This window comes from Bradyrhizobium sp. SRL28, assembly GCF_018596315.1.
In the GTDB taxonomy this organism is placed as follows: domain Bacteria; phylum Pseudomonadota; class Alphaproteobacteria; order Rhizobiales; family Xanthobacteraceae; genus Bradyrhizobium.
Map to the genome: position 1 here is coordinate 132,689 of NZ_JAHEAG010000015.1, position 23,788 is coordinate 156,476.

28 protein-coding genes are annotated in these 23,788 nt (G+C 62.0%); 8 read left to right on the plus strand and 20 right to left on the minus strand.

Features of this window, described 5'->3' with window-relative positions; all coding sequences use genetic code 11:
• Nucleotides 1-39 precede the first annotated feature (39 nt).
• Nucleotides 40-1,656, minus strand: a complete 1,617-nt coding sequence (locus tag KIP88_RS25905) for a peptide chain release factor 3 (RefSeq protein WP_214490860.1) — start codon at nt 1,654-1,656, stop codon at nt 40-42.
• Between the two features lie 154 nt (nt 1,657-1,810).
• Here KIP88_RS25905 and sugE point away from each other — a divergent pair, with 154 nt between their 5' ends.
• A complete protein-coding gene (sugE, locus tag KIP88_RS25910) occupies nt 1,811-2,134 on the plus strand; it encodes a quaternary ammonium compound efflux SMR transporter SugE (protein ID WP_214490861.1) in 324 nt (107 codons plus the stop codon).
• Here sugE and KIP88_RS25915 read toward each other — a convergent pair.
• From KIP88_RS25915 to KIP88_RS25945, 7 genes are all read right to left on the minus strand, one after another.
• Nucleotides 2,126-3,130, minus strand: coding sequence for an inorganic phosphate transporter (locus KIP88_RS25915; protein ID WP_214490862.1), 1,005 nt, complete (start codon nt 3,128-3,130; stop codon nt 2,126-2,128). The two genes, sugE and KIP88_RS25915, sit on opposite strands and share 9 nt — an antisense overlap.
• Before the next feature lie 15 nt (nt 3,131-3,145).
• On the minus strand, nt 3,146-3,790 hold the full coding sequence (locus tag KIP88_RS25920; RefSeq protein ID WP_214490863.1) for a DUF47 domain-containing protein: 645 nt from the start codon (nt 3,788-3,790) through the stop codon (nt 3,146-3,148).
• Between the two features lie 152 nt (nt 3,791-3,942).
• The gene (locus KIP88_RS25925; protein ID WP_214490864.1) at nt 3,943-4,911 is read right to left on the minus strand and encodes a branched-chain amino acid ABC transporter permease; all 969 of its coding nucleotides are present in this window, start codon (nt 4,909-4,911) and stop codon (nt 3,943-3,945) included.
• A gap of 1 nt (nt 4,912) precedes the next feature.
• A complete protein-coding gene (locus tag KIP88_RS25930) occupies nt 4,913-5,776 on the minus strand; it encodes a branched-chain amino acid ABC transporter permease (RefSeq protein ID WP_214490865.1) in 864 nt (287 codons plus the stop codon).
• A gap of 88 nt (nt 5,777-5,864) precedes the next feature.
• Entirely contained in the window at nt 5,865-7,082 is a 1,218-nt protein-coding gene (locus KIP88_RS25935; protein WP_214490866.1) for an ABC transporter substrate-binding protein, read from the minus strand.
• Nucleotides 7,083-7,120: 38 nt separating this feature from the next.
• Nucleotides 7,121-7,864: an ABC transporter ATP-binding protein gene (locus KIP88_RS25940; RefSeq protein ID WP_214490867.1), complete on the minus strand. Its 744-nt coding sequence runs from the start codon at nt 7,862-7,864 to the stop codon at nt 7,121-7,123.
• Nucleotides 7,857-8,612, minus strand: coding sequence for an ABC transporter ATP-binding protein (locus KIP88_RS25945; RefSeq protein ID WP_214490868.1), 756 nt, complete (start codon nt 8,610-8,612; stop codon nt 7,857-7,859). The genes KIP88_RS25940 and KIP88_RS25945 overlap by 8 nt, the downstream gene beginning before the upstream one ends.
• 373 nt (nt 8,613-8,985) lie before the next feature.
• Here KIP88_RS25945 and KIP88_RS25950 point away from each other — a divergent pair, with 373 nt between their 5' ends.
• Nucleotides 8,986-9,588, plus strand: coding sequence for a PAS domain-containing protein (locus KIP88_RS25950; protein WP_214490869.1), 603 nt, complete (start codon nt 8,986-8,988; stop codon nt 9,586-9,588).
• A gap of 6 nt (nt 9,589-9,594) precedes the next feature.
• Nucleotides 9,595-10,215 (plus strand): hypothetical protein, encoded by a 621-nt coding sequence (locus tag KIP88_RS25955; protein WP_214490870.1) that lies wholly within the window; start codon nt 9,595-9,597, stop codon nt 10,213-10,215.
• 121 nt (nt 10,216-10,336) lie between these two features.
• On the opposite strand, the gene KIP88_RS25960 is transcribed toward KIP88_RS25955, so the two are convergent.
• Nucleotides 10,337-10,714 (minus strand): ArsC family reductase, encoded by a 378-nt coding sequence (locus tag KIP88_RS25960; RefSeq protein ID WP_214490871.1) that lies wholly within the window; start codon nt 10,712-10,714, stop codon nt 10,337-10,339.
• 29 nt (nt 10,715-10,743) lie between these two features.
• A complete protein-coding gene (locus KIP88_RS25965) occupies nt 10,744-12,066 on the minus strand; it encodes a dicarboxylate/amino acid:cation symporter (RefSeq protein WP_214490872.1) in 1,323 nt (440 codons plus the stop codon).
• Between the two features lie 184 nt (nt 12,067-12,250).
• Here KIP88_RS25965 and KIP88_RS25970 point away from each other — a divergent pair, with 184 nt between their 5' ends.
• Both KIP88_RS25970 and KIP88_RS25975 read left to right on the plus strand, forming a co-directional pair.
• Entirely contained in the window at nt 12,251-12,409 is a 159-nt protein-coding gene (locus KIP88_RS25970) for a DUF5993 family protein (protein WP_214490873.1), read from the plus strand.
• A gap of 7 nt (nt 12,410-12,416) precedes the next feature.
• Nucleotides 12,417-12,974, plus strand: a complete 558-nt coding sequence (locus KIP88_RS25975) for a disulfide bond formation protein B (RefSeq protein ID WP_214490874.1) — start codon at nt 12,417-12,419, stop codon at nt 12,972-12,974.
• Nucleotides 12,975-13,011: 37 nt separating this feature from the next.
• Here KIP88_RS25975 and KIP88_RS25980 read toward each other — a convergent pair whose 3' ends face one another.
• The gene (locus tag KIP88_RS25980; RefSeq protein ID WP_214490875.1) at nt 13,012-13,425 is read right to left on the minus strand and encodes a VOC family protein; all 414 of its coding nucleotides are present in this window, start codon (nt 13,423-13,425) and stop codon (nt 13,012-13,014) included.
• 64 nt (nt 13,426-13,489) lie between these two features.
• Here KIP88_RS25980 and KIP88_RS25985 point away from each other — a divergent pair, with 64 nt between their 5' ends.
• Nucleotides 13,490-14,107, plus strand: coding sequence for a TetR/AcrR family transcriptional regulator (locus KIP88_RS25985; protein WP_214490876.1), 618 nt, complete (start codon nt 13,490-13,492; stop codon nt 14,105-14,107).
• Nucleotides 14,108-14,176: 69 nt separating this feature from the next.
• Here KIP88_RS25985 and KIP88_RS25990 read toward each other — a convergent pair whose 3' ends face one another.
• Complete coding sequence (locus KIP88_RS25990; RefSeq protein WP_214490877.1) at nt 14,177-14,881, minus strand: glutathione S-transferase family protein; 705 nt, start codon at nt 14,879-14,881, stop codon at nt 14,177-14,179.
• A 78-nt stretch (nt 14,882-14,959) separates the two neighbouring features.
• On the opposite strand from KIP88_RS25990, the gene KIP88_RS25995 reads away from it, so the two are divergent.
• Nucleotides 14,960-15,832 (plus strand): SDR family oxidoreductase, encoded by an 873-nt coding sequence (locus KIP88_RS25995; protein ID WP_214490878.1) that lies wholly within the window; start codon nt 14,960-14,962, stop codon nt 15,830-15,832.
• A gap of 20 nt (nt 15,833-15,852) precedes the next feature.
• Complete coding sequence (locus KIP88_RS26000; protein ID WP_214490879.1) at nt 15,853-16,488, plus strand: HAD hydrolase-like protein; 636 nt, start codon at nt 15,853-15,855, stop codon at nt 16,486-16,488.
• A gap of 42 nt (nt 16,489-16,530) precedes the next feature.
• On the opposite strand, the gene KIP88_RS26005 is transcribed toward KIP88_RS26000, so the two are convergent.
• From KIP88_RS26005 to KIP88_RS26040, 8 genes are all read right to left on the minus strand, one after another.
• Complete coding sequence (locus KIP88_RS26005) at nt 16,531-16,860, minus strand: 2'-5' RNA ligase family protein (RefSeq protein ID WP_214490880.1); 330 nt, start codon at nt 16,858-16,860, stop codon at nt 16,531-16,533.
• Nucleotides 16,861-17,145: 285 nt separating this feature from the next.
• Nucleotides 17,146-18,867: a dihydroxy-acid dehydratase gene (locus KIP88_RS26010; RefSeq protein WP_214490881.1), complete on the minus strand. Its 1,722-nt coding sequence runs from the start codon at nt 18,865-18,867 to the stop codon at nt 17,146-17,148.
• A 79-nt stretch (nt 18,868-18,946) separates the two neighbouring features.
• A complete protein-coding gene (locus tag KIP88_RS26015) occupies nt 18,947-19,297 on the minus strand; it encodes a Lin0512 family protein (protein ID WP_214490882.1) in 351 nt (116 codons plus the stop codon).
• 94 nt (nt 19,298-19,391) lie between these two features.
• Nucleotides 19,392-20,570 (minus strand): alpha-hydroxy acid oxidase, encoded by a 1,179-nt coding sequence (locus KIP88_RS26020; RefSeq protein WP_214490883.1) that lies wholly within the window; start codon nt 20,568-20,570, stop codon nt 19,392-19,394.
• 259 nt (nt 20,571-20,829) lie between these two features.
• The gene (locus KIP88_RS26025) at nt 20,830-21,756 is read right to left on the minus strand and encodes a DUF2167 domain-containing protein (RefSeq protein WP_214490884.1); all 927 of its coding nucleotides are present in this window, start codon (nt 21,754-21,756) and stop codon (nt 20,830-20,832) included.
• Nucleotides 21,757-22,080: 324 nt separating this feature from the next.
• On the minus strand, nt 22,081-22,368 hold the full coding sequence (locus tag KIP88_RS26030; RefSeq protein WP_214490885.1) for a hypothetical protein: 288 nt from the start codon (nt 22,366-22,368) through the stop codon (nt 22,081-22,083).
• Nucleotides 22,369-22,453: 85 nt separating this feature from the next.
• Nucleotides 22,454-23,203 carry a DUF899 domain-containing protein gene (locus KIP88_RS26035; RefSeq protein ID WP_214490886.1) on the minus strand — a complete coding sequence of 250 codons (750 nt, stop codon included), beginning with the start codon at nt 23,201-23,203 and terminating at the stop codon, nt 22,454-22,456.
• A gap of 51 nt (nt 23,204-23,254) precedes the next feature.
• Complete coding sequence (locus KIP88_RS26040; protein WP_214490887.1) at nt 23,255-23,788, minus strand: SRPBCC family protein; 534 nt, start codon at nt 23,786-23,788, stop codon at nt 23,255-23,257.

The window sequence follows — 23,788 nt, forward strand, 5'->3', positions numbered from 1 at the left end:
GAGGACGACAGCGGGGGGTGGCGCGAAAAGCGAACCGCCTTACGCCTTCTTCTTCACGTCCTTGACGTTGGAGAAGGTAATGCCCTCGGCCCGTTCGCGGGTGTAGCCCAGGTAAAACTCGTTCTTGGCCATGAACACCGGGTCGCCGTCGACGTCATCGGCGATGCCCGAACCGTTGGCGGCGATGAAGGCCTCCAGCTTCTTGCGGTCGTCGGATGAGACCCATCGCGCCAGCTGGAATTCCGAGACCTCGAATTCCACCGGCAGCGAATATTCCGCGTCAAGCCGCGCTTTCAGCACGTCGAGCTGCAGCGGACCGACCACGCCGACCAGCGCCGGTGCGCCGTCGCGCGGCCGGAAGACCTGCACCACGCCCTCTTCCGACATCTGCTGCAGCGCTTCTTTCAGCTTCTTGGCCTTCATCGCGTCCGTCAGGCGCACGCGGCGGACGATTTCCGGGGCGAAACTGGGAACGCCGACGAAGGTGATGTCTTCGCCTTCGGTCAGCGTATCGCCGATCCGCAAGGTGCCGTGGTTGGGAATGCCGACGACGTCGCCGGCGAACGCCTCGTCGGCCACCGAGCGGTCCTGGGCGAAGAAGAATTGCGGGCTAGACAGGCTCATGTTCTTGCCGGTCCGCACCAGTTTCGCTTTCATGCCGCGGCTGAGCTTGCCGGAGCAGAGACGTGCAAATGCGATGCGGTCGCGGTGGTTCGGATCCATGTTGGCCTGGATCTTGAACACGAAGGCGCTCATGCGCGGCTCGGCCGCTTCGACCTTCCGCAGGTTCGAATCCTGCGCGCGCGGCGCAGGCGCAAACTTGCCAAGACCTTCCAGAAGATCGCCGACGCCGAAATTGCGCAACGCACTGCCGAAATAGACCGGCGTCAGATGGCCCTCGCGAAACGCCTCCAGTTCGAACGGCTTGCAGGCTTCAGAGACCAGCGCGAGCTCGTCCTTGATCTCGGCGACGTCGAGATTGGCGTTGCGCCCGGCGAGATTGGCGATGTCGATCTGCTCGGTCGCGCCGGTCTTGGCGCCGCCGCCTTCGAGCAGGCGCACCCCGCCATTGACGACGTCATAGGTACCGAGGAAATCGCGGCCGCGGCCGACCGGCCAGGTCATCGGCGTGGTGTCGAGTGCCAGCGTCTTTTCGATCTCGTCCAAGAGCTCGAACGTATCGCGGCTCTCGCGGTCCATCTTGTTGATGAAGGTGATGATCGGGATGTCGCGCAGCCGGCACACCTCGAACAGCTTTCGCGTCCGCGCCTCGATACCCTTGGCGGCGTCGATCACCATCACGGCGGAATCGACCGCGGTCAGCGTCCGGTAGGTGTCTTCGGAAAAGTCCTCGTGGCCCGGCGTATCCAAGAGGTTGAAGACGAGGTCCTGGAACTCGAAGGTCATGACCGAGGTCACGACCGAGATGCCGCGCTCGCGCTCGATCTTCATCCAGTCGGACCGGGTATTGCGTCGCTCGCCCTTGGCCTTGACCTGCCCTGCCAGATTGATGGCGCCGCCGAACAGCAGGAGCTTCTCGGTCAGCGTGGTCTTGCCGGCGTCCGGGTGGGAGATGATCGCAAACGTACGCCGCCGCGCCACTTCATCTGCAAGCGGCGAGCGGGACGGCGATTCGGTGACGGCAATGTCGGACATGAGGATCGAGCGTTTGGCAGGGAAAACCGGGCTAATCAAGCCTCATTTGGTGGTTGCGGAAGCAGCTCGCCAGTCCCATATCGGCAGCGGAAGGACGGCCTTCCAATTCACAGCTCATCCGCGGGGACGACCCTGCCTGGTTCGGAGGGTTGTCATGGCCTGGATCGTGTTGTTTGTCGCCGGCCTCATGGAAATAGGCTGGGCGATCGGCCTCAAATATACCGAGGGTTTCACACGGCTCGTTCCATCCGTCCTGACGCTCGCCTGCATGGCGGGCAGCATCCTCCTGCTCGGCCTTGCCCTGAAAGTGCTGCCGATCGGAACCGCTTACGCGGTTTGGACCGGCATTGGCGCGGTCGGAACCGCCATCCTGGGCATCGCCCTGTTTGGCGAGCCTGCGACCGCCGCCCGCCTCGCCTGCATCGGACTGATCGTAGCCGGCATCATCGGGCTCAAACTCGTCACCGGATCAGCGTAGCAGCAACACGGCCCAATAGGTCAGCGCCGCCACGATTCCGGAAGCAGGAATGGTGATGACCCAGGCGTAGACAATCGAACTCGCCACGTTCCAGCGGACCGCCGAGACCCGGCGCGCCGCGCCGACGCCGATGATGGAGCCGGTGATGGTGTGGGTCGTGGAGACGGGGACCCCGAGATAGGTCGCCATGAACAGGGTCGCGGCGCCGCCGGTTTCGGCGCAGAAGCCCTGCATCGGCGTCAGCTTCGTGATCCGCAGGCCCATGGTCCGGACGATCCGCCAGCCGCCCATCAGCGTGCCGAGGCCCATGGCCGCCTGGCAGGAAATCACGACCCAGAACGGGATGTTAAAGTCGGCGCCGAGGTGCCCCTGCGAATACAACAGCACCGCGATGATGCCCATGGTCTTTTGCGCGTCGTTGCCGCCATGGCCGAGCGAATAGAGCGACGCCGAGACAAACTGCAGGATGCGGAAGGCGCGGTCGACCGCGAACGGCGTCGAGCGCACCGACAGCCAGGACACGATCGCGACCAGCACCAGCGCCAGCAGAAAGCCTACCAGCGGCGACAGCACGATAGCCAGCAGCGTTTTGGAGAGACCGGTCCAGACCGCCGCTGAAATCCCGGCCTTTGCCATGCCGGCGCCGACCAGCCCGCCGATCAGCGCGTGCGAACTGGACGAGGGAATCCCGAGCGCCCAGGTGATCAGGTTCCAGACGATGGCGCCCACGAGTGCCGCGAAGATCACGGTGGCATCGACGACGCTCGGTTCGATGATGCCGGTGCCGATCGTATTGGCGACGTGCAGTCCGAAGAAGAGGAAGGCGATGAAATTGAAGAACGCCGCCCAGAGCACCGCATATTGAGGGCGCAGCACGCGGGTTGACACGATCGTTGCAATCGAATTCGCGGCGTCGTGCAACCCGTTGAGAAAGTCGAACAGCAGCGCGACCGCGATCAGAAAGATCAGAATCGGAAGACCGAGCGAGGCGTCCACTTGATTGGCCCTGCCCTATACCTGTTCGATCACGATCGAGTTGATCTCATTGGCGACGTCGTCGAAGCGGTCGGACACTTTTTCGAGGTGCTTGTAGATCTCGGCGCCGACAATGAAATCCATCGAATTGCCGCTGCGATGCTTGAGAAACAGTTCCTTCAATCCGATGTCGTGGAGATCGTCGATACGGCCCTCCAGCTTTCCGATCTCCTCGGTAATGGCGGTCAGCATCGCGACGTTGTTTCCGATCGACTGCATCAGCGGCAGCGCGCGACCGACCAGATTGGCGCACTCGACCAGCAGGGTCCCGATCTCGCGCATCGGCGGCTCGAAAATGCGGACCTCGAACAGCACCACCGCCTTCGCGGTCTGCTGCATCTGATCGATCGCATCGTCCATCGCGGTGATCAGGTTCTTGATGTCGCCGCGGTCGAACGGGGTGATGAAGGTGCGTCGGACCGCAGTGAGCACCTCGCGGGTGATGCCGTCGGCGTCATTTTCGAACTGGCTGACGCGCTGGCAGAACACCGGGGTTTCGTCGCCGCCGCGCAGCATGTCCTGCAGTGCCAACGCGCCCTGCACGACCGTCTGGGCATGCCGGTCAAACAGGTCGAAAAACCGCTCCTCCTTGGGCAAAAAGGCACGAAACCAGCGCAGCATAGGTACTATCCATCGTTCAGGAACGGCCGGCCGGGCGGCCTGTCACAAAACTGTCATAGACCATTCAAAGGCAAAGCGCGCGACGGCAGGCCCCGCGAAACGGGTCATCCACCGCTTTGTGGCACCGAAAAATGCGCCAAAACCGGCAGTTTTTACAGCGATCTCCGGAAATAATGCGCGATCTCGCCGATCACGCCGCGGCGGAAGGTCAGCACGCAGGCGACGAAGATGACGCCCTGTATCACCGTCACCCACTGGCCGAAACCGGCCAGATATTGCTGCATGGCGATGATAACGAAGGCGCCGACCACCGGGCCGAACACTGTTCCGAGGCCACCGACCAGCGTCATCAGCACGATTTCGCCCGACATCGTCCAGTGCACGTCGGTGAGCGAGGCGTTCTGCGCCACGAACACCTTCAGCGAACCGGCAAAGCCCGCGATGGTCCCGGAGAGGATGAAGGCGAGCAGCTTGTACTGGTCGGTCTTGTAACCCAGCGAGATCGCGCGCTGCTCGTTCTCGCGGATCGATTTCAGCACCTCGCCAAACGGCGAGTTGATGGTGCGGTAGATCAGGAGGAATCCGCCGAGGAAGCCGGCCAGCACGACGTAGTAAAGCACTGTAGGCTTGGCGAGGTTGAAGATCCCGAACAGGTAGCCCTGCGGAATGCCCTGGATGCCGTCCTCACCGTGGGTGAACGGCGCCTGCAGATAGATGAAAAACAGCAACTGCGACAACGCCAGCGTGATCATCGAAAAGTAGATGCCCTGCCGGCGAATCGAGATGAAGCCGGTGACGACGGAGAGCGCGGCGGCGCCGGCGACGCCGACCAGAATTCCAAGCTCGGGCGTTGCGCCCCAAACCTTGAGCGCATGCGCCGTGCAGTAGCCCGCGGTTCCCAGGAACATCGCGTGGCCGAACGACAGCAGGCCGCCATAGCCGATCAGGAGATTGAACGCGCAGGCGAGCAGCGCAAAGCACAGCGCCTGCATGACGAAGAACGGATAGATGCCGGTCGCCGGCACCATGGCCAGCAGCACCGCCATCGCCGCGAACACGATCATTTCGTCGCGGACGGCCCGCGGTGATGTCGGGAGTGTGTCGTCAGTCAATGCGCTCATATCAGGCCGCCCGTCCCGTCAGTCCCGTTGGCTTCACCAGCAACACCAGCACCATCAGGACGAACACCACGGTGTTGGAAGCTTCGGGATAAAAATACTTTGTCAGTCCCTCGATCACGCCGAGCGCAAAGCCGGTAATGATCGATCCCATGATCGATCCCATGCCGCCGATCACCACCACCGCGAACACCACGATGATCAGGTCGGCGCCCATCAGCGGCCGCACCTGGTTGATCGGGGCCGACAACACGCCGGCCAGCGCGGCAAGGCCAACGCCGAGCCCGTAGGTCAGCGTGATCATCCTGGGCACGTTGATGCCGAACGCGCGCACCAGCGTCGGATTTTCGGTCGCAGCGCGCAGATTGGCGCCGAGCCGCGTTTTCTCGATCAGGAACCAGGTGGCGAGGCAGACCACGAGCGAGAACACCACCACCCAGCCGCGGTAGATCGGCAGGAACATGAAGCCGAGATTCATGCCGCCCTTCAGCTCATCGGGGATTGCGTAAGGCAACCCGGAAGAGCCGAAATAATTCTGGAACACGCCCTGCACGATCAGCGCGATGCCGAACGTCAGCAGCAATCCGTAGAGATGGTCGAGGCCGGAGAGCCATTGCAGCATGGTCCGCTCCAGGATCATGCCGAAGATGCCGACCACGATGGGTGCGATGATCAGCGCCGGCCAATAGCCGATGCCGGCGAGGTTCAACAGAAAATACGCGCAGAAGGCGCCCATCATATAGAGCGCGCCATGAGCGAAATTGATGATGTTGAGCATGCCGAAGATCACGGCGAGCCCGAGACTGAGCAGCGCGTAGAACGATCCGTTGATCAATCCCACCAAAAGCTGGGCGTAAAGAGCTTGCATCGGTTTCGCACTCAATCTCGTTTATGACGCAAATCGCATTGTGACGCGAGAAGACGCCCGCCGGCACTGCGCCGGCGGGCCGTCGTTGTTACTTCTTTACCAGCGGACAGGCGCTTTCCGAAAGCGGCCGGAAGGCCTGGTCACCCGGGGTGGTCCCGATCAGCTTGTAATAGTCCCACGGTCCCTTCGAGTCCGCGGGCTTCTTGACCTCGAACAGGTAGGCCGGATGAATCTTGCGGCCGTCGACGCGGATCGTGCCCTTGCCGAACAGCGGGTCGTCGGTCGGCAATTCCTTCATTTTGGCGACAACTTTGGCGCCGTCATGCGGATTGCCGCTCATCGCCTCGAGCGTCTTGAAATAGTGGATCAGGCCCGAATACACACCGGCCTGCACCATGGAAGGCATCGCCTTGTTCTTCATGCGCTCGGAGAAGCGCTTGGAAAACGCGCGGGTGCCGTCGTTCAGGTCCCAGTAGAAGGTTTCCGTGAAGCTGAGGCCCTGCGCCACCTTCAGGCCCAGCGAATGCACGTCGGTGATGAACAGCAGAAGACCGGCAAGCTTCTGGCCACCGGCGACGATGCCAAATTCAGACGCCTGCTTGATGGTATTCGTGGTGTCGCCGCCGGCGTTCGCCATGCCGACGATCTTGGCCTTGGACGCCTGCGCCTGCAGCAGGAACGAAGAGAAGTCCGACGAATTCAGAGGGTGCTTGACCGTGCCGATAACCTTGCCGCCCGACTTCACCACGACCGCCGTGGTGTCGCGCTCGAGCGCGTGGCCGAACGCGTAGTCCGCGGTCAGGAAGTACCAGGTGTCGCCGCCGGCTTTCACCAGCGCCTGCCCGGTGCTGTTGGCGAGCATGTAGGTGTCGTAGACCCAATGAATAGTGTTCGGCGAGCATTGGGCATTGGTGAGGTCCGACGTCGCCGCGCCGGTATTGATCATGACGGCGTTCTTTTCCTTCACCAGATTGTTGACCGCCAGCGCAACGCCGGAGTTCAGCACATCCATGAAGATGTCGACCTTTTCAACGTCGATCCATTGACGCGCGATGGTGGTGGCTATGTCGGGCTTGTTCTGGTGGTCGGCGGAGATGATGTCGATCTTCCAGCCCTTGCCCGCGAGGCCCGAATCCTCGACCGCCATCTGAGCGGCGAGCGTGGAGCCCGCGCCGCCGAGGTCGGAGTAAAGCCCGGAATTGTCGGTGAGAACGCCGATCTTGACGTTCTTGTCCTGTGCCAGGGCGCCGCCTGCGGCAAACGCCAGGGCAGTGCCGAGGAAAAGAGCTGAAATGCGATGTTTCATATTGTCTCCATTAATCCTGAGTGCAGTCGCAGTAACGATCAGACGCCGAGATAGGTGTGGAGCTTGTCCATGTTGGCCGACAGCTCCGAATTCGCAAACCCGTCGATGACCTTGCCGTGCTCGACGATGTAGTAGCGGTCGGCCACCGTCGAGGCGAAGCGGAAATTCTGCTCGACCAGCAGGATGGTGAAGCCTTCCGACTTCAGCCGCGCGATGGTGTGGCCGATCTGCTGGATGATGACGGGCGCGAGACCCTCGGTCGGCTCGTCCAGCATCAGGAAGCGCGCGCCGGTGCGCAGGATTCTGGCGATCGCGAGCATCTGCTGCTCGCCGCCCGAAAGCTTGGTGCCCTGGCTGTTGAGGCGCTCCTTCAGGTTCGGAAACAGCTCGAAGATCTGGTCGAGCGACAGCCCGCCGCTGCGCACGATCGGCGGCAGCAGCAGGTTTTCGCGCACGTCGAGGCTGGCGAAAATGCCCCGCTCCTCGGGACAGAACGCGATGCCCATCCGGGCGATCCGGTCGGACGAGGCGCGGATGATGTCTTCATTGTTGAAGCGGATCGAGCCGGTGCGCTTGCCGATAATTCCCATTACCGACTTCAGCGTCGTGGTCTTGCCGGCGCCGTTGCGGCCGAGCAGCGTGACCACCTCGCCGGCCTTCACATTGAAGTTGATGCCGTGAAGGATGTGGGATTCGCCGTACCAGGCCTGCAGGTCGGAAACGGAAAGAATTTCCGCGCCCCCCGGTTTGGCGGCAGCTTCGGCCATTTTCAACTCAGGCATGACCGGCCCCCAGATAGGCTTCCTGGACGCGCTCGTCCTTGGACAGTTCGGCATAATTGCCTTCGGCCAGCACCTGCCCGCGCGTCAGCACCGTAATGATATCGGACAGGTTGGCGACCACGGAGAGATTATGTTCGACCATCAGAATGGTGTACTTCGCCGAAATGCGCTTGATCAACGCCGCGATCTTGTCGATGTCTTCATGGCCCATGCCGGCCATCGGCTCGTCGAGCAGCATCATCTCGGGGTCGAGCGCCAGCGTCGTCGCGATCTCCAGCGCGCGCTTGCGCCCATAAGGCATCTCGACCGCGGGCGTGGTGGCAAACTCGCTCAGGCCCACATCGTTGAGAAGCTCATGCGCGCGGCCGTTGAAGCGGTCGAGCACGCTCTTGGAACGCCAGAAATCGAACGAAGCGCCGTGCTGGCGCTGCAAGGCGACGCGGACGTTCTCCAGCGCCGTCAGGTGCGGAAACACCGCTGAAATCTGGAACGAACGCACCAGCCCGAGGCGGGCCACGTCGGCCGGCGCCATCGCGGTGATGTCCTGCCCCTTGTAAAGGATCTGGCCTGCCGACGGCCTCAAGAACTTGGTCAGCAGGTTGAAGCATGTCGTCTTGCCGGCGCCGTTCGGCCCGATCAACGCATGAATACTGCCGCGGCGCACCTTGAGAGCGACATCGCGAACGGCGAAGAAACCCGCGAACTCCTTGGTCAATCCGTGGGTTTCGAGAATGAACTCATCAGCCAAACAAATTTCCCCCGTCAGCCGTCTCCGCGAGTTCGCTCGCGCGCGGCCAATTTTTCCCTGTTCAGGCAGGCTCTGCCGGACGTCCTGGAATCCGTCCCGCGCCCGCCGCCTCCGGGCCGGAATATGCCGTCAACGGTATGGGTTAGGCAAGGTGGAAAGCTGCCACGGGGAAAACGCGCGTGCCGGTTCCGGATGCGCCATAAGTCGAATTGCGCCGGCTGGCCGGTCCGGCTGGCCCGCCGTCCGCGCTCAGCCGCGATCTTCTCGCCGGCAAGCCATCGTTAACGGTGTTCTGCTGCAATCAGACGCTTTCATACAATATTTCCGCCGAGAGCGCATCATCGCGCGATTTAGATAGTCAGGAATTGCCGCCTTGGAATTTCAAAGCGCCGGACCGTCGGTCGTCAAATCGATCAAACAGCGCGACCTGCTGAACACCTGGCTGCGGCAATACGCCCGCGACCAGTCGATACCGCGCATGTCGGAATACCAGCCGGCACGGATCGAGGACGAACTTCCTGACCTGGTATTATACACCGTCGATACCAGCACGCAGCCGCCACGCCTGACTATCCAGAGCGACGGCACGCGGATGTCGACCGCTTATGGGAATACCGGCAAGGGCCGCTATCTCGACGAGTATCTGGGCGCAAGGCTCGCTCCGATCGTGATGCCGGTCTATCATGAATGCATCGCGCGCCGCCTTCCCGCCTATACCATCGCCACTATCGATGACATCTACGGGCGAATCGTCGCCTATGAGCGGCTGTTGCTGCCGTTCTCCGACGACGGCAGCGTTACCCACATCATCGCTTCCCTGAAGACCATCAGCGAGGACGGCGGCTTCGAGATCAAGAACCTGATGCGCGGAAACGACAAGCTGCCGGTGCCGAAGCTGCGCACCATCATCGACCGCGATCTCTTCCATCGCGCGCCGGGCCGCATTCCGTCCGGCGATGAACTCGAATTCAATTAAGCCGCCATGCAATTCGAAAGTGCCGATCCTTCGGTCGTCAAATCGATCAGGCAGCGCCATCTCCTGAACGAATGGCTGCGCGCGGCCGGCAAGCAGCGGCTGATGCCTCTCCTCCGGGATTTTCACCTGGATCGCATCGACGACGAGATGGTCGACATGATGGGATATGACGTTGTCGGCGATGGCGACGACGCACGTTTCCTGATCACGCATCAAGGCGCCAGGCTGGCAACCACCTACGGCAACGAGCGCATCGATCCCGCCGAACGGCCGCGCTTTCTCGACGAGAAAGTCGGGCCCGAGCGATATGCCAACGTTGTCGATCTTTATCGCACCTGCCTTCGGCACAAGCGGCCGGTCTATTCGATCTCGACGGTGCAGGACGCCGACGGCAAGGAGGTGTCCTACGAGCGGCTGCTGATGCCGTTCGGCAGCGGAGAGGCCGTCCAGCAGATCGTCGGCTCCTTCAAGAGCATCAGTATTGAAGGCGGCTTCAAGATCACCAATCTCATGGGCCTGAGGCCGAAAGCCGAGCCCGCGATTCTGGTTAGAGCAATCATCGATCGCGCTTTCGTACCGGCTCAAGCAGGCTCGCATTCATCCAGCGAAGTTATCGAGCTCGACTAAAGCGTTTTCCAGCGAAGCATGCCCTCGGACTTGATCCGAGGGTGGAGGTCGGTTCGCGGCAAGAAAACGCGTCAAACCAGGAATCCAGAGCCCCGGTCCGATTCAATCGGAACGAAATGGCTTAGGCCTTGCGCCCACGCGATTTGGACGGCACTTCCTTGCCGTAGACGTCCGGCTTGAATCCGACCAGCAATTTGCCGCCGAGGTCGAGCACCGGGCGCTTGATCATCGAGGGCTGCGCCAGCATCAGGGCCAGCGCCTTGCGCTCGTTCAGGCCTTCCTTGTCGCCGTCCGGCAGCTTCTTGAATGTCGTGCCCGCGCGGTTGAGCAGCGTTTCCCAGCCAACTTCGTCGGACCATTGCTTGAGCTTGTCCTTGGCGATGCCGGCAAGCTTGTAGTCGTGAAAGTCGTAAGCCACGCCGTGATCGTCAAGCCAGGCGCGCGCCTTCTTCATGGTGTCACAGTTCTTGATGCCATAGATGGTGATGGGTTTTGTCATTCTGTCCCGCCAAATTGATCCGTTACCGCTTACGCCGCACCCCGCTCGAGCGCCTCACCCAGTTCGATCGGATTCGCCATCGTCTCGTGCAGCTTGTCTTTGTCAAGTTCACCTTCCGAGCGGCTGATGACGATGCAGGCGACGCCGTTGCCGATGAGATTGGTTAGCGCCCGGCATTCGCTCATGAACTTGTCGATGCCGACAAGGATGGCGATCGACTGGATCGGTATGTCGGGGACGATCGAAAGCGTCGCCGCAAGCGTGATGAAGCCCGCCCCCGTGACGCCGGAGGCTCCCTTCGAGGTGATGATGGCAATGCCGAGAATGCCGAGCTCCTGCCAGATCGTCAGGTGGGTGTTGGTCGCCTGCGCCAGGAACAGCGTCGCCAACGTCATGTAGATATTGGTGCCGTCGAGATTGAAGCTGTAGCCGGTCGGAACGACAAGGCCGACCACCGGCCGCGACGCGCCTAAATGCTCCATCTTTTGCATCAACTGCGGCAGAACGGATTCCGAGGATGAGGTGCCGAGCACGATCAGCAGTTCGTCCTTGATATAAAGGATGAAGCGAATGATCGAGAAGCCCGAGAGCCGCGCGATCGAACCAAGAACGATCAACACGAACAGAATGCTGGTCAGATAGAAGGTCGCGATCAGCGCGAACAAATTCCACAGCGAAGTGAGGCCGTAGGCGCCGACGGTGAACGCCATCGCGCCGAAGGCGCCGAGCGGTGCCAGGCGCACAATCATGCGGATGATGCGAAAGAACATCTTCGCAGCCTGATCCACGGCCTGAGAGATCGGCTCGCCGGCCTTGCCCAGAAATGCGATGGCAAAGCCTGACAGGATCGACACCAGCAGGACCTGCAGCAGGTCGCCGCGGGCGAGTGCGCCGAAATAGCTGTCGGGAATGATCGCAAGCAGATGCGCGATGATACCCTCTTCCTTCGCCTTGGTAACGTAAGTCGCAACGGAATTCGGATCGATCGTCGCCGGGTCGATGTTGAAGCCACGGCCGGGCTGTAGGATTTTGCCGACGATGAGGCCGACCGCCAGCGCCACCGTCGAGACAACCTCGAAATAGATCAGCGCCTTCAGTCCGACGCGGCCGACACGTTTCAGATCACCCATCGACGAAATGCCGTGCACCACTGTGCAGAAGATTACCGGCGCAATCATCATCTTGATCAGGGCGATGAAGCCGTCGCCGAGCGGCTTCAGTTCCTTGCCGAGATCGGGAAAGAAACGGCCGACCAGGACGCCAAGCGCGATCGCGATCAGGACTTGAATATAGAGGATTTTGTACCAGGGCTGATGACGCGCGGCGGGACGGGCGGCGGTTTCGGTAGCCATGGGATTGCTCCGGGCGGGAGGATCAGCATGGAATAGAGCGAGACGGCAGGACAATCACATTCATGTGGCGTGATGCCATCAGCTCATTTGCGCCGCCGATTTCGCCGCGAGCAGACCGATTTTTTGCAGAGCCCGCCAGCGAATCTATCATAGACTGGCGCGTCACTCGCTTCCCGGACGACCGATGGAATTCACCCTGCTGTTTCTGGCCACGGCCATCGTGATGCTGATCGCCTGGCGCGGTCCACGCCCATTGGCGCTAGCCCTGTTTGGGGCCGTCCTGATCGCGTGCGTCGCCACCTATCTGCACCACGCGACCGATACGCTGAAACTGTCGTTCTGAGGGACGCATGAACCAGACGAGCGCCAATACGCTGAATGCACTCAGCCTCTACGCGGTGGCGCTGGTGCTCGCGGCCGCCTATGCGGCGCAGTTCATCCTGCATGAGCTGCCCTGTCCGCTCTGCCTGCTGCAGCGCATCCTGTTCGCGGCGCTGGCCGTCGGACCGATCCTCAATATCCGCTTCGGCCCCCGCCCCAGCCACTATGCGATGTCGCTGCTGGCGGCGGTCGCAGGCGCGGTGGCGTCAACCCGGCAGGTGCTGCTGCACATTATGCCTGGCGACGCCGGCTATGGTTCGGCGTTGCTCGGCTATCATTATTACACCTGGGCGCTGATCGGCTTCATCACCGCCATCGTCCTTGTTGCCGCCGTGATGCTGTTCGACCGGCAGTTCGAAGAGGACAAAGCCGTCCTGCCGGCCACCGGCGGCGCCTTCGCGCAGACAGCGGTGTGGCTCGTGATCGCGCTGACGGCGGCGAACGTGGTAACGACGCTTTTGGAATGCGGCTTTGGGGCATGCGCCGATAACCCGGTTGTATATGAGTTGCTCAAACGGGGAGTGTAGCGGTTTGCCGACCTGAACAGAATCGCCGCCACCAGCATCAGTTCCTGGCGTAAGACTCCAGGTACTCGGCTGATGGTGGAATCGGCGTGATCACATCGATCAATACGCCGTTGGGATCTTCAGTGATGAAGTGCCGCTGACCGAAGGGCTCATCGCGGAGCGGAAGCAGGATAGGCAGCCCGGCTGCACGAAGCCTGCCATAGACCTCATCGACGTCTTGAACTTCAAAATTGATCAGAACACCGCGCGCAGAGCCGCGCGCTTTCGCGGGGATCGTGTCGTGATCGCCTGCCAGGATCGCCAGGGCAACGTTCTCTTGCACTTTCGATTGCAGATGTACGTACCAGTCCGCCTCGAACGCCGGCTCGAAATCAAAGTGCGTTCGATAAAATGCCGAGGTCGCGGCGACATTGTCGACCATCAGTACCGGGTAATAGCTCGTGATCTGCATCCTTGTTCTCCGCGGCTAAAAAACATACAGTCTGTATGCAGACATAAACATACAGGCTGTATGCATGCAAGTGATAAAAGGACGCAGGAGCAACATCGACCGCAGCGCGACCACTCGTGGGAGGGTGCTTGAAGCGGCGAAGACGCTTTTTATCGCAAAAGGATATGCCGCCACCGGAACCCCCGAGATTGCCGCGCAAGCGGGAGTGACGCGGGGTGCGCTCTACCACCATTTCGAGGACAAAAGGGCCCTCTATCTCGCCTTGGTCGAGGCTGAGTCCGCCGCTGTTGCCGCCGAGATCGAGGACGCGGCTTCGGCGACAGACGCTCCGATGCAGATGCTCCATACGGGCGCTTCTGCGTACTTGCGCGCGATGCAGAAGGAAGGACGAACACGCCTGATCCTGATCGAAGCGCCAGCCGTTCTGGGTTTTGAGACCGTGGATGCCATCGACGCCAAACATAGCCGCCGAACTTTGTTGGAAGGCCTGGAAGCGGTGATCCGCCCCTCCCCTGAAACCTCGCTCATCGCCGTGGCCAATATCATCTCTGCGGCCTTCGACCGGGCGGCTATCGCCATCGCTGCAGGCGGCAACTTTTCCGACTACGACATGGCGCTGAAGCAACTGATGGATGGCCTTGTCGCCGAGAGGTTGACTTCGAACGGCCATCGGCCCGCGTGAAAGGCATTTCACTCGCGCGCTGAACGATGTTAACCGCCGCTTGTGGAAGGTGCGGCGGCATCCAGTTGCTCACGGCCGCTTCGGAATCTCGAGTCCGCGCTGCACCGCCGGCCGGGCGAGACCGCGTTCCAGCCATACCGGCACCTGCTTCAGCGTATCGAACGCGACGAGATCGCGCGCACCGTAGAAGCCGATCAGGTTACGCACCCAGCCGAGCATGGAAATGTCGGCAATGGTATATTCATCGTCCATGATCCATTGCCGTCCGGCAAGCCGCGTCTCCACCACGTCCAGCAGGCGCTTCGACTCGGCGACGTAACGCTGGAGCGGCCGCTTGTCCTCATATTCCTTGCCGGCGAATTTGTGGAAGAAGCCGACCTGCCCGAACATCGGCCCGATGCCGCCCATCTGAAAGTGCAGCCACTGGATGGTCTGGTATCGTCGCGCCGGATCGGCTGGCAGAAGCTTGCCGGTCTTGTCAGCGAGATATTGCAGGATCGCCCCGGACTCGAACAGCGGCAGCGGCTTGCCGCCAGGCCCATCCGGATCGAGGATGGCCGGGATCTTGCCGTTCGGATTCAGCGACAGGAATTCGGGCGTCTTCTGGTCGTCCTTGTTGAAGTCGACCAGATGCACCTCGTAGGGTAATCCGATCTCTTCCAGCATGATCGAGACCTTGACGCCGTTCGGCGTCGGCAGCGAATAGAGCTGGAGGCGGTCGGGATGTTTGGCGGGCCAGCGTTTGGTGATCGGGAAGGCGGAGAGATCGGACATCGAAACTCGTTTTGCATGGTTGTTGTTGCGCGGCTAATGTACGGCTGATGCCGCATATAACAAGGGCCCGCGCCGTTCATGACCGATCAACCGTCTCCGGCGAAGCTCGGCCTCACTGATGAGGAGCTTGCGACTCATCCGACCATGTTCGCGGTCGATGCATGTAAGGATCAGGTCGTCGTCGTAACGGGCGGCGCCGGCGGCATCGGGCGGGCGATCGCCTGGCTGTTCGCGCGGCTGGGCGCGCATGTCGCCGTGGTCGGGCGCGACGGAGGCAAGCTCGATGCGCTCGTGGCCCAATTGGCGGGCCGCGGTCTCAAGGCATCCGCGCATGTCGCCGATATCAGGGAGCCCGATGCGGTCAGCGCCCTCTTCGACACGATCTGGGCCGCGCATGGCCGCGTCGACGGCCTCATCAACAGCGCCGGCGGACAATTTCCGCAGGCTGCGATCGATTTTTCGGTGAAGGGCTGGAATGCCGTCATCAACACCAATCTGAACGGCACCTGGTACATGATGCAGGCCGCCGCGCAGCGCTGGCGCGACCACAAGCATCCCGGCAGCATTGTCAACATCGTGGTCGTGACGACACACGGCCTCTACGGCATAGCCCACACCATCGCGGCGCGAAGCGGCGTGATCGGGCTCTCGCGCGCAGTCGCGGTCGAATGGGCTCCCTTGAACATCCGGGTCAACTGCGTGGCGCCCGGCGCGATCGAAACCGAAGGCTGGAACGTCTATTCGCCGGAAGCCCGCGCCGCCTACCCGCGCTCGAACCCGATGATGCGCGTCGGCTCGCCATGGGACGTCGCCGAGGCCAGCGTCTTCCTCGCCGGACCATCCGCGAAGTTCGTGACCGGTGAAACGCTGACAGTAGACGGCGGCGGCCAGCTCTGGGGCGAGACCTGGACCACGGGCAAGCCGGCGTACTTCAGCGGCGACGATAATTGAGCCGCTGAAGGCCTTTCCTCATGCCCCGCTATCGCCTTGTCATTTTCGACTTTGACGGCACGCTGGCCGACTCGCTCCCGTGGTTTCGCGCGTCCTTTCACGACATGATCGCGCGGTTCAACCTCGCGCCCGTTCCCGCCGAGGAAATGGAGGGGTTGCGCGGCCTGTCCGCCCGCGAAATCATGACACGGCTCAACGTATCCACATGGCAACTGCCGGCCATCGTCAGCGACATGCGAAAGCGCAAGCTCGCCGCCGCAAGCGAGATATCGCTGTTCTCTGGCATCCCGGCCATGCTGACCGACCTGCAAGGCCTCGACATCAAGACCGCCATCGTCAGTTCCGACAGCGAAGCCTCCGTCCGGCAAGTACTCGGCCCCGCTATTAGCCTGATCACCCGCTTCGACTGCGGTGCGGCGGTGTTCGGCAAGCACTGGAAATTTCGACGCGTCGCACGAAAGCTTGGAGCGAAGCCCTCGGAGACGATCTGCATCGGTGACGAGATCCGCGACATCGAGGCAGCCAGAGCCGCCGACATGGATTCCGGCGCGGTGGCTTGGGGCTATGCACTTCCGAGCGCACTGCAGGCGGCGAGACCGACGCATCTGTTCAATTCGATCGAGGAGATGATGCAGCGGCTCACCATGACGAAATAATACGTCGCGGAATGCCCGCTGGATAACACTGCTAATTACCTGTCATACCCACAGAGGCCATCGTACGAGGTGCTCGTGGCCGTTCAAGCTGCGGACGAGTACGAACTCCGTAACCGTCCAGCCAATCGGTTCGATTGGATATTCGTCTACGCTAAGCGCGTCATACAACAACGTGACGTGTGGCGTGAAATTCGTGTTGGCCAGCCGCCTCAACCCTCTTCGCGTCATCGCGGCGCCGAGCATTTGCCGAAACGACTGTAGCCGGCGCAATCCTTTCTCTCCGACCAGTACGAACGGGCGATTGCCGGGCCGCCCCTGAAAGCTTGCCGTGCGATCGAACGAGACCTCGAATGGCTCGGTTCGCACATCCATGGCCGCCTCCCACGCGGCGCAAAGCCCTCAGGCAACCCGCTGAGAGCGAACAGCGAAACGTGCAGCCGCTCAGGCGCAATGAGCTTGCCGTCGAAATGATGCGCGCGCTTGAGTACGCGTGCCAATTGGTGAATTCGCTCTGCCGTGCCTGCATCGGGAATAGCCGCGAGGAATAATCGGGCACTACTACGGCTTGCAAACTCGTCCATGATAGACTAGAACAGATCATGAACATCTAGTTGTAGCAATACTAAAACGCAACCGATTTCATGGATTCTCGCAGGCTCACAGCACACATCCATAATGCGCCGACGACACGAGCCGGATGTACTTGTCGTGCACCGATCCCGGCCGTACCGCGGCTAATGAGGCAGGCGCGCGCCAGTCGGCCATGCGGCGGGCGATCTCTTCCGCTGGCACTTCGAGGTTCACGGCACGGGCGGTCGGATCGATCACGATCGTATCGCCGTCGCGCACCGCGGCGATCGGGCCGCCGCGCGCGGCTTCCGGGGAGACGTGGCCGATCAGGATGCCGTGCGACACGCCGGAAAAGCGGCCGTCGGTGATCAGCGCCACATCCTCGCCGAGGCCCCGCCCCTGCAACTGGATCGTCAGCATCACCATTTCGGGCATGCCGGGTCCACCAACCGGGCCGACATTGCGCACCACGATGACGTTGCCCGACACGATCTCGCCGGCGCGGATGGCGGCCATCGTATCGGCTTCGGATTCGAAGACGCGCGCAATGCCACGAAACTGACCCTTCTCGAGCGCCTTGCCCGACAGCTTGAGCAAACAACTCTCCGGCGCCAGATTGCCTTTGAGGACGCTGATGTGATTGTTCGCCGGCGCGATTGGTTTCGACACCGGAAAAACGATCTCCTGCGGCGGCATCTGCTCCAGTGTCGGCACATCGGCGAGATTTTCCGCCAGCGTCTTGCCGGTCGCCGTCATGACGTCGCCATGCAGAAGGCCCGCGCGAAGCAATTCCTTCATCACAACCGGCACGCCGCCGATCGCATGGAGGCTTCCCATCGCGAACGGGCCATGCGGCTGCAGATTGGCCAGCAGCGGAACGCGCTCGCCGACCTCCTGGATGCGCTCGATCGTGATCGGCACCTGGGCCTCACGCGCCACCGCGAGCAGATGCAGATACATGTTGGTCGAACCGCCCATGGCATAGACGGTGGTGATCGCGTTCTCGAACGCCCGCTCGGTCATGATGTCGCGCGGCCGGATGCCGGCCTCCATCAGCCGGTACAGCGCATCGACCGAGGCGTGCGCCTGCGCGCGGACGTCGGCGTGAATGTCGCTGCCCGCGTTGTAGTCGGCGGGATGCGAAGCGCCGCGTGGCAGCATCATGCCAATCGCTTCCGCAATCGTGCTCATGGTGTTGGCCGTAAACATCGCGCCGCAGGTACCGCTGCCGGGCATCACGTTGCGCTCGACTTCCAGCAATTCCTCGCCGGAAAGCCGGCCGGACTCGTTGGCGGCGCGCGCCTCGGCGTAATCGAGGATCGTGATGTTGTTGCCCTTGGCGGCCCATGCCCCGAACGAGACGCGGCCCGGCGTGCCGGTGCCGGGATAGAGCACGAGCCCGAAGGCATTGGTGCGCGCGAGTGGCATCAGCGCGGCCGCACCGGTCTTGTCGCAGCCGGAAATCACGATCATGGCGTCGCCATGGTGCGCGTAGTGACCGATCTCGAAGCAGTCGGCGACGACGTCGCGCGAGGCGAGGCTGTAGCCTGCCGTCGGCGTGCCCTGCGTCAGGGCATCCGACACCGCCGGCGCACCGACGATCAGCCCCTGCCCGCCGCGCTCCGCCAGGAGTTCGACCAGCAGATCGGTGATGGCGCGCACGCGATTATTGCAGCGATGGGCATTGGTGTAGGCGCTGGCTATCGTCACCACCGCGTTGGTCTGCGCGGCACGATCCGGATCGAATCCGGCGGCGCGCAACTCCACCCGCCCCCGCTTCCAATAAGTGCTGCTGTCTTGCGTCGTCATGGGGGGCTCCAGGTCTTCTGGTTGATCGCGGATTCGGCGTTCGGCCTGATTGGCGCTAAACGAATTTAGCCAGTCTTGTTTAGCCGGTCTTGCCGTCGTCGAAACTCACAATCACGGCGGCGTTCGCGATGATGATGGAGTCGCTTCCGCTCTCGGCCGGCACTTCCAGCCCGCCCTTGACCGCCGTCACGTTCACGGTGCCATACGGCAGTTCCTTGGCAACAGCCGCAGTGTCGACCCCGCTCGGGTCCGGCACCGCGACGGTGACCTCGACGAACATGTCGTTGGCGGTCTTCCCCAGCATCCTGAAGAAGCCGAGGCTGGAGTGGCGGATGGCGTCGGAAACGGCGCGCTTGGCGGCCTTGGTGGCGTCGCGGCCGTGAACGTCGACGCCCATGCCCATTTCGGTGATACAGCGCACGCGTGCCATCGGGCTTCCTTCGATCGTTTGAGTGAGCGAGAGATACCAGCCGTCCGCGATTCACGCGAGCGACCAGCGAGGCGCAGGCCCCGGATCATCGATATTACGACGAGTAGCGCGAAGAAGTGAAGCCGGTAGCATGGAAGCGCAGGTTCTCGCGCGACAGCTGGTCGAGAGATGTTACGCCCATCAGCTTCATGCCGCGTTCGATCTCGATCCGCATCTGCTCAAGCGCACGTTCTACCCCGGCCTGGCCAGCAGCAGCCAGAGGGAAGAGATAATAGCGGCCGACGCCCACTGCCTTGGCTCCGAGCGACAGAGCCTTGAGTACGTGAGTCCCGCGCTGCACGCCGCCGTCCATGATGACGTCGATCCTATCGCCTACCGCGTCGACAATCTCCGCCAGTTGGTCAAAGGCGCTGCGCGAACCGTCAAGCTGCCGACCGCCGTGGTTGGAAAGCACGATCCCCGTGCAGCCGATCTCCACTGCGCGTCTGGCGTCTGCGGCCGACATGATACCCTTGAGGCAGAACTGCCCACCCCAGTGCTGCACCATCTCAGCCACGTCGTCCCAATTCATCGACGGGTCAAGCATCTCGGTGAAGTAGCGACTGATGGACATGGTGCCACTACCCATGTCGACATGGGTGTCGAGCTGCGGCAGCTTGAAGCTTTCATGCGTGAAATAGTTGATCGCCCAAGCCGGCTTGATCGCGAACTGCGCCATACCAGCCAGATTCAGCTTGAACGGGATGGCGAAGCCGGTGCGCTTGTCACGCTCCCTGTTGCCGCCGGTGATGCTGTCAACGGTCAGCATCATGACCTCTACACCGGCCTGCTTGGCGCGATTCATCATCTCGCGGTTCAAGCCGCGATCCCTGTGGAAATAGAACTGATAAACCTGCGGAGCGCCGCTGATCTTGCGCGCTTCTTCGAGGCTTACGGTGCCGAGTGAGGAAACGCCGAACATGGTGCCGTATTTGCCAGCGGCCGCCGCCACCGCGCGCTCGCCTTGGGGATGGAACAATCGCTGCAGCGCCGTCGGCGAGCAATAGACCGGCATGGCTAGCCTCTGACCCATGATCGTCACCGACATGTCCACATCGGTCACGCCGCGCAGCACGTTCGGCACCAGGTCGCAATCTTCGAAGGCTCGTGTATTGCGGCAATGCGTGACTTCGTCGTCGGCCGCACCGTCGATGTAGTTGAAAATCGGTCCGGGAAGGCGCTGCTTGGCCATTCGGCGAAAATCGTGGAAGTTGTGGCAGTTTTTCAGACGCATCTCATTTTCTCAGTTGGTACGCATGCCGCGGAGCTCTTTCTTGTCGTTTTGGCTGGAGTACCAATCTTGCGCCTGCTTATCATACAATTTGGGGGGCATCTTACTTCCGCTTGCCGCGCCTAGCGATGCACAGCAGGAAGAATAGCGATTCTTCAGCCCCATATCGTGGCATATACCGCCAGCGACAGCAGCATGCTTCCCCCGCTGGTGGCGAGCTTGCCCAACTTGAGGCCGGAGAAGAGACGGAGAAAGAGTGCCTTCACACCGCGCCGTCGGCCGCATCGCTGCGCGGTTTGCGACGGAAGAACTTCAGCATGCCCGCACCCACCACCGCCAGGCCGATGAGGATGACCTTGGCGAATTTGAGTACAAACGCGGCCACCAGCGCAAACAGACCAAGCTTCTTGGCCGCAACGCCGCCGACCAGCGCCATCAGACCATATTCCGCGATGCGATCGGTAGAGGCGCTGAAGTCCTCGTAGCGCTTGCCGACATTGTAAGCGAGATCGCCGAGCAGCTCATGGGCCACCGCCTTGTCGCCGGCGATGCGCTCCGAGTTCGACAGCAGATTGAGGCTGAAATAACCGTCGCGCCCCAACGCGTAGGTATTGTAATTGATGCTCTTGGCCGCGTTGTCCGCCTCGCCCTTGTCCTTGGCGAGCAGTGACCAGACCAGACGATTGGTCGGGGCATCGTAACTCGGCGGCTGCACCCATCCAATCACCTGCATCTCGGGAAATCCGCGCGCGATGCGGTCCTTGTTCGTCTCCTCCACCCCGTCCTTAAGATTCTTCAGGAGATCGTCGGCATTCCAGTTCTTGGCATCATCATCCTTGATGTAGCCTTCCTTGATGTAGCGGATCACCACGATCCAGCCGTCATTCGGCCCCGTGCCGACGACAAGGCCGATGAAGCCTGCATCGTTGACGACGTTGCCGAGCGCCCGCAAGACGCGGGCGCCTTCGGCCTGCGGCACGAAGAAATGATTGGCCGGAAGCTTCAGCGTGGCCTGGTCGATCAGGGTAACATCCTTGGGCCCGCCGACGCCTGCCGCGCTGGCGGCCTGCCAGGCGGCAACCAATTCCGCCTTTCGCGAGGCTTCGCTCGGCGGGGATGCCTGAGCGAACGCCGGCAGCGACCCAAGCACGACCAACAACACGACGACGGCGAAAATCACCCTTTGCACCCGAACTCTCCCGGACTATTGCCTTTGAGGGATCGGATGGCACCAACAACTGCAAATAGCAATACTGAACGACATATCGCTCAGCTTACCCGGAAAAAATGGCCGCGAACTGGATGAAGCACCTCACGCTACGCCGGGCAGCCATACCGCCAATGCGAAACGGGCTGCCAGCAATGCTGCCTGATCCCCCATCGTCCTGCTTAAACCAGAGCTTTGTGTAATCTCATTGAAAGGCAAATCTTTGCCGTGAGCGCCCGGCGCGCTGATGGCCTCACCCCACGCATTCACCGCGGCGGCATCTTGTCGAATTCCGGCGCGGCCTTGTTAGGACTGACGGAATCGACCTCGCCGGCCGGAGATCAGCTTCAGCCAGGGCGGCAGATGAAAGGCGCTCATCAGCAGATACATCGGGACCATTCCGGTCAGTGGTGACGCGCTTGCTGTCGAACACAGCGGCGATCCGCCACCAAGCACAGCGGTCAGCAGCGCCATGATCGCAAACGTCGGCGCCGCCGCGAGATATAGCCAATCGGCTGCGCCTGTCGCCGCGGCGCTGCCATTTTCATGACGGATCGCGCCGGAGCCGCATCCGCCGGTACGAGCCTCGCTCACGTCTTATCTCCTGCTGTGAAGTGTAGTTGCATATCCGAAGCCCGCTCCCGCGCCGGCCGTACGCCAGCGCGCGAGCGCGTCTGGCTCACGACTTCGCGCCAGCCTGCTTGTTCCGGAACGCAGCCTCTCCGGCGTCCGACACCTCGACCCACCTCTTGTCGGGCGCTGCGCCTTCGACGTAGCTGTCGTGCCAATTCCACCACTTGTAGGTCGGGGTCTGCGGATAGCCTTCGGGAGAATCCTCCCACTCCTCCTGGCGCCCGAGCGGCGTGATGTCGAGGTAGTTCCAGGTGCCCCCCATCTGCTCGTCGCCGCGGTTGTTGAGGAAGTAGGTTCGGAAAATTCTGTCGCCGTCGCGGAAGAACACGTTGGTGCCGTGCCATTCGCCGACGTCGAAGTCGGCGTCAAAGCTGTCCGTGATGGTGTACCAGGGGATCATCTCCCATCCCATTCTCGCCTTCTGGCGCGCGATGTCCGCCTGCGGCGCGCGCGAGGCGAACACGAGCGTGGTGTCGCGGGCGTTGAGATGGGCGAGATGGGCGACCTGGTCGGCGACCATCGAGCAGCCGCGGCAGGCGTGGTCGGGCCAGCCGAACACCCCGGGCTCGTAGAATGCGCGATAGACGATCAGTTGATGGCGGCCTTCGAACAGGTCGCGCAAGCTTGCCTTGCCCGCAGGCCCTTCGAACTCATACTTCTTCTCCACGGCCAGCCACGGCATCCGGCGGCGCTCGGCGGCCAGTGCGTCACGGGCGTGGGTGACTTCCTTCTCCTTCACGAGCAGTTGCTGGCGCGCAGCTTCCCACTCCTGGGCTGAAACGGCATGAATCTGCATAGCTAACCTCCTGTTTGTTGGGACGGTTGTTGTTGCGCGTGCGTCGACCATTCAGGCCGGCAGCCGGCGGTCGTATTCCTGCTGCAGGCGGGCCCAGCCATCCCAGAACGGCGCCGGTTCCTTGTCGCTGGCACGGGCGACCAGGATATCGAGATGCATGTGCCAGCCGGCGCTGACCTTGAGCATGGTCGAGCGATCGGGAAGGCGCCGATGGGTCACGGTGAGCAGCACGCCCGAGCCCTTGGGCTCCAGCTCGAACGTCACGTCGCCGCTGTTGTTCCAGGCGATCGAAAGCTTGCGGAGCGGATCGAGCTCGGTGATCCGGCTCTGCATGCGATGCTCTTCGGGAAAATCTGCCGGCCGCTTGCTCGGGGGATCGTTGAGCTCGTCGTTGCGCCAGACGAACTCAACGGGCGCGCCGACCTTCATCTCCATCACGCCCGCCGCCAGCCATTTGCTGCGCAGGTTGCTGTCGGTGAGATAGGCCCAGATGCGTTCGATCGGACCGGGCAGAAGCCGCTGGATCCTGAGCGTCGTCGGCTCGATCAGCGCGCCATAGGCGTCGGGCTTGGTCGTTGAATTCAT

Bases quoted from the DNA above. Each gene is read 5' to 3' on its own strand.
- KIP88_RS25905 (WP_214490860.1), bottom strand. From the start codon at position 1,656: ATGTCCGACATTGCCGTCACCGAATCGCCGTCCCGCTCGCCGCTTGCA.
- sugE (WP_214490861.1), top strand. From the start codon at position 1,811: ATGGCCTGGATCGTGTTGTTTGTCGCCGGCCTCATGGAAATAGGCTGG.
- KIP88_RS25920 (WP_214490863.1), bottom strand. From the start codon at position 3,790: ATGCTGCGCTGGTTTCGTGCCTTTTTGCCCAAGGAGGAGCGGTTTTTC.
- KIP88_RS25925 (WP_214490864.1), bottom strand. From the start codon at position 4,911: ATGAGCGCATTGACTGACGACACACTCCCGACATCACCGCGGGCCGTC.
- KIP88_RS25930 (WP_214490865.1), bottom strand. From the start codon at position 5,776: ATGCAAGCTCTTTACGCCCAGCTTTTGGTGGGATTGATCAACGGATCG.
- KIP88_RS25935 (WP_214490866.1), bottom strand. From the start codon at position 7,082: ATGAAACATCGCATTTCAGCTCTTTTCCTCGGCACTGCCCTGGCGTTT.
- KIP88_RS25940 (WP_214490867.1), bottom strand. From the start codon at position 7,864: ATGCCTGAGTTGAAAATGGCCGAAGCTGCCGCCAAACCGGGGGGCGCG.
- KIP88_RS25955 (WP_214490870.1), top strand. From the start codon at position 9,595: ATGCAATTCGAAAGTGCCGATCCTTCGGTCGTCAAATCGATCAGGCAG.
- KIP88_RS25960 (WP_214490871.1), bottom strand. From the start codon at position 10,714: ATGACAAAACCCATCACCATCTATGGCATCAAGAACTGTGACACCATG.
- KIP88_RS25965 (WP_214490872.1), bottom strand. From the start codon at position 12,066: ATGGCTACCGAAACCGCCGCCCGTCCCGCCGCGCGTCATCAGCCCTGG.
- KIP88_RS25970 (WP_214490873.1), top strand. From the start codon at position 12,251: ATGGAATTCACCCTGCTGTTTCTGGCCACGGCCATCGTGATGCTGATC.
- KIP88_RS25975 (WP_214490874.1), top strand. From the start codon at position 12,417: ATGAACCAGACGAGCGCCAATACGCTGAATGCACTCAGCCTCTACGCG.
- KIP88_RS25980 (WP_214490875.1), bottom strand. From the start codon at position 13,425: ATGCAGATCACGAGCTATTACCCGGTACTGATGGTCGACAATGTCGCC.
- KIP88_RS25985 (WP_214490876.1), top strand. From the start codon at position 13,490: ATGCAAGTGATAAAAGGACGCAGGAGCAACATCGACCGCAGCGCGACC.
- KIP88_RS25990 (WP_214490877.1), bottom strand. From the start codon at position 14,881: ATGTCCGATCTCTCCGCCTTCCCGATCACCAAACGCTGGCCCGCCAAA.
- KIP88_RS25995 (WP_214490878.1), top strand. From the start codon at position 14,960: ATGACCGATCAACCGTCTCCGGCGAAGCTCGGCCTCACTGATGAGGAG.
- KIP88_RS26000 (WP_214490879.1), top strand. From the start codon at position 15,853: ATGCCCCGCTATCGCCTTGTCATTTTCGACTTTGACGGCACGCTGGCC.
- KIP88_RS26005 (WP_214490880.1), bottom strand. From the start codon at position 16,860: ATGGATGTGCGAACCGAGCCATTCGAGGTCTCGTTCGATCGCACGGCA.
- KIP88_RS26010 (WP_214490881.1), bottom strand. From the start codon at position 18,867: ATGACGACGCAAGACAGCAGCACTTATTGGAAGCGGGGGCGGGTGGAG.
- KIP88_RS26015 (WP_214490882.1), bottom strand. From the start codon at position 19,297: ATGGCACGCGTGCGCTGTATCACCGAAATGGGCATGGGCGTCGACGTT.
- KIP88_RS26020 (WP_214490883.1), bottom strand. From the start codon at position 20,570: ATGCGTCTGAAAAACTGCCACAACTTCCACGATTTTCGCCGAATGGCC.
- KIP88_RS26035 (WP_214490886.1), bottom strand. From the start codon at position 23,203: ATGCAGATTCATGCCGTTTCAGCCCAGGAGTGGGAAGCTGCGCGCCAG.
- KIP88_RS26040 (WP_214490887.1), bottom strand. From the start codon at position 23,788: ATGAATTCAACGACCAAGCCCGACGCCTATGGCGCGCTGATCGAGCCG.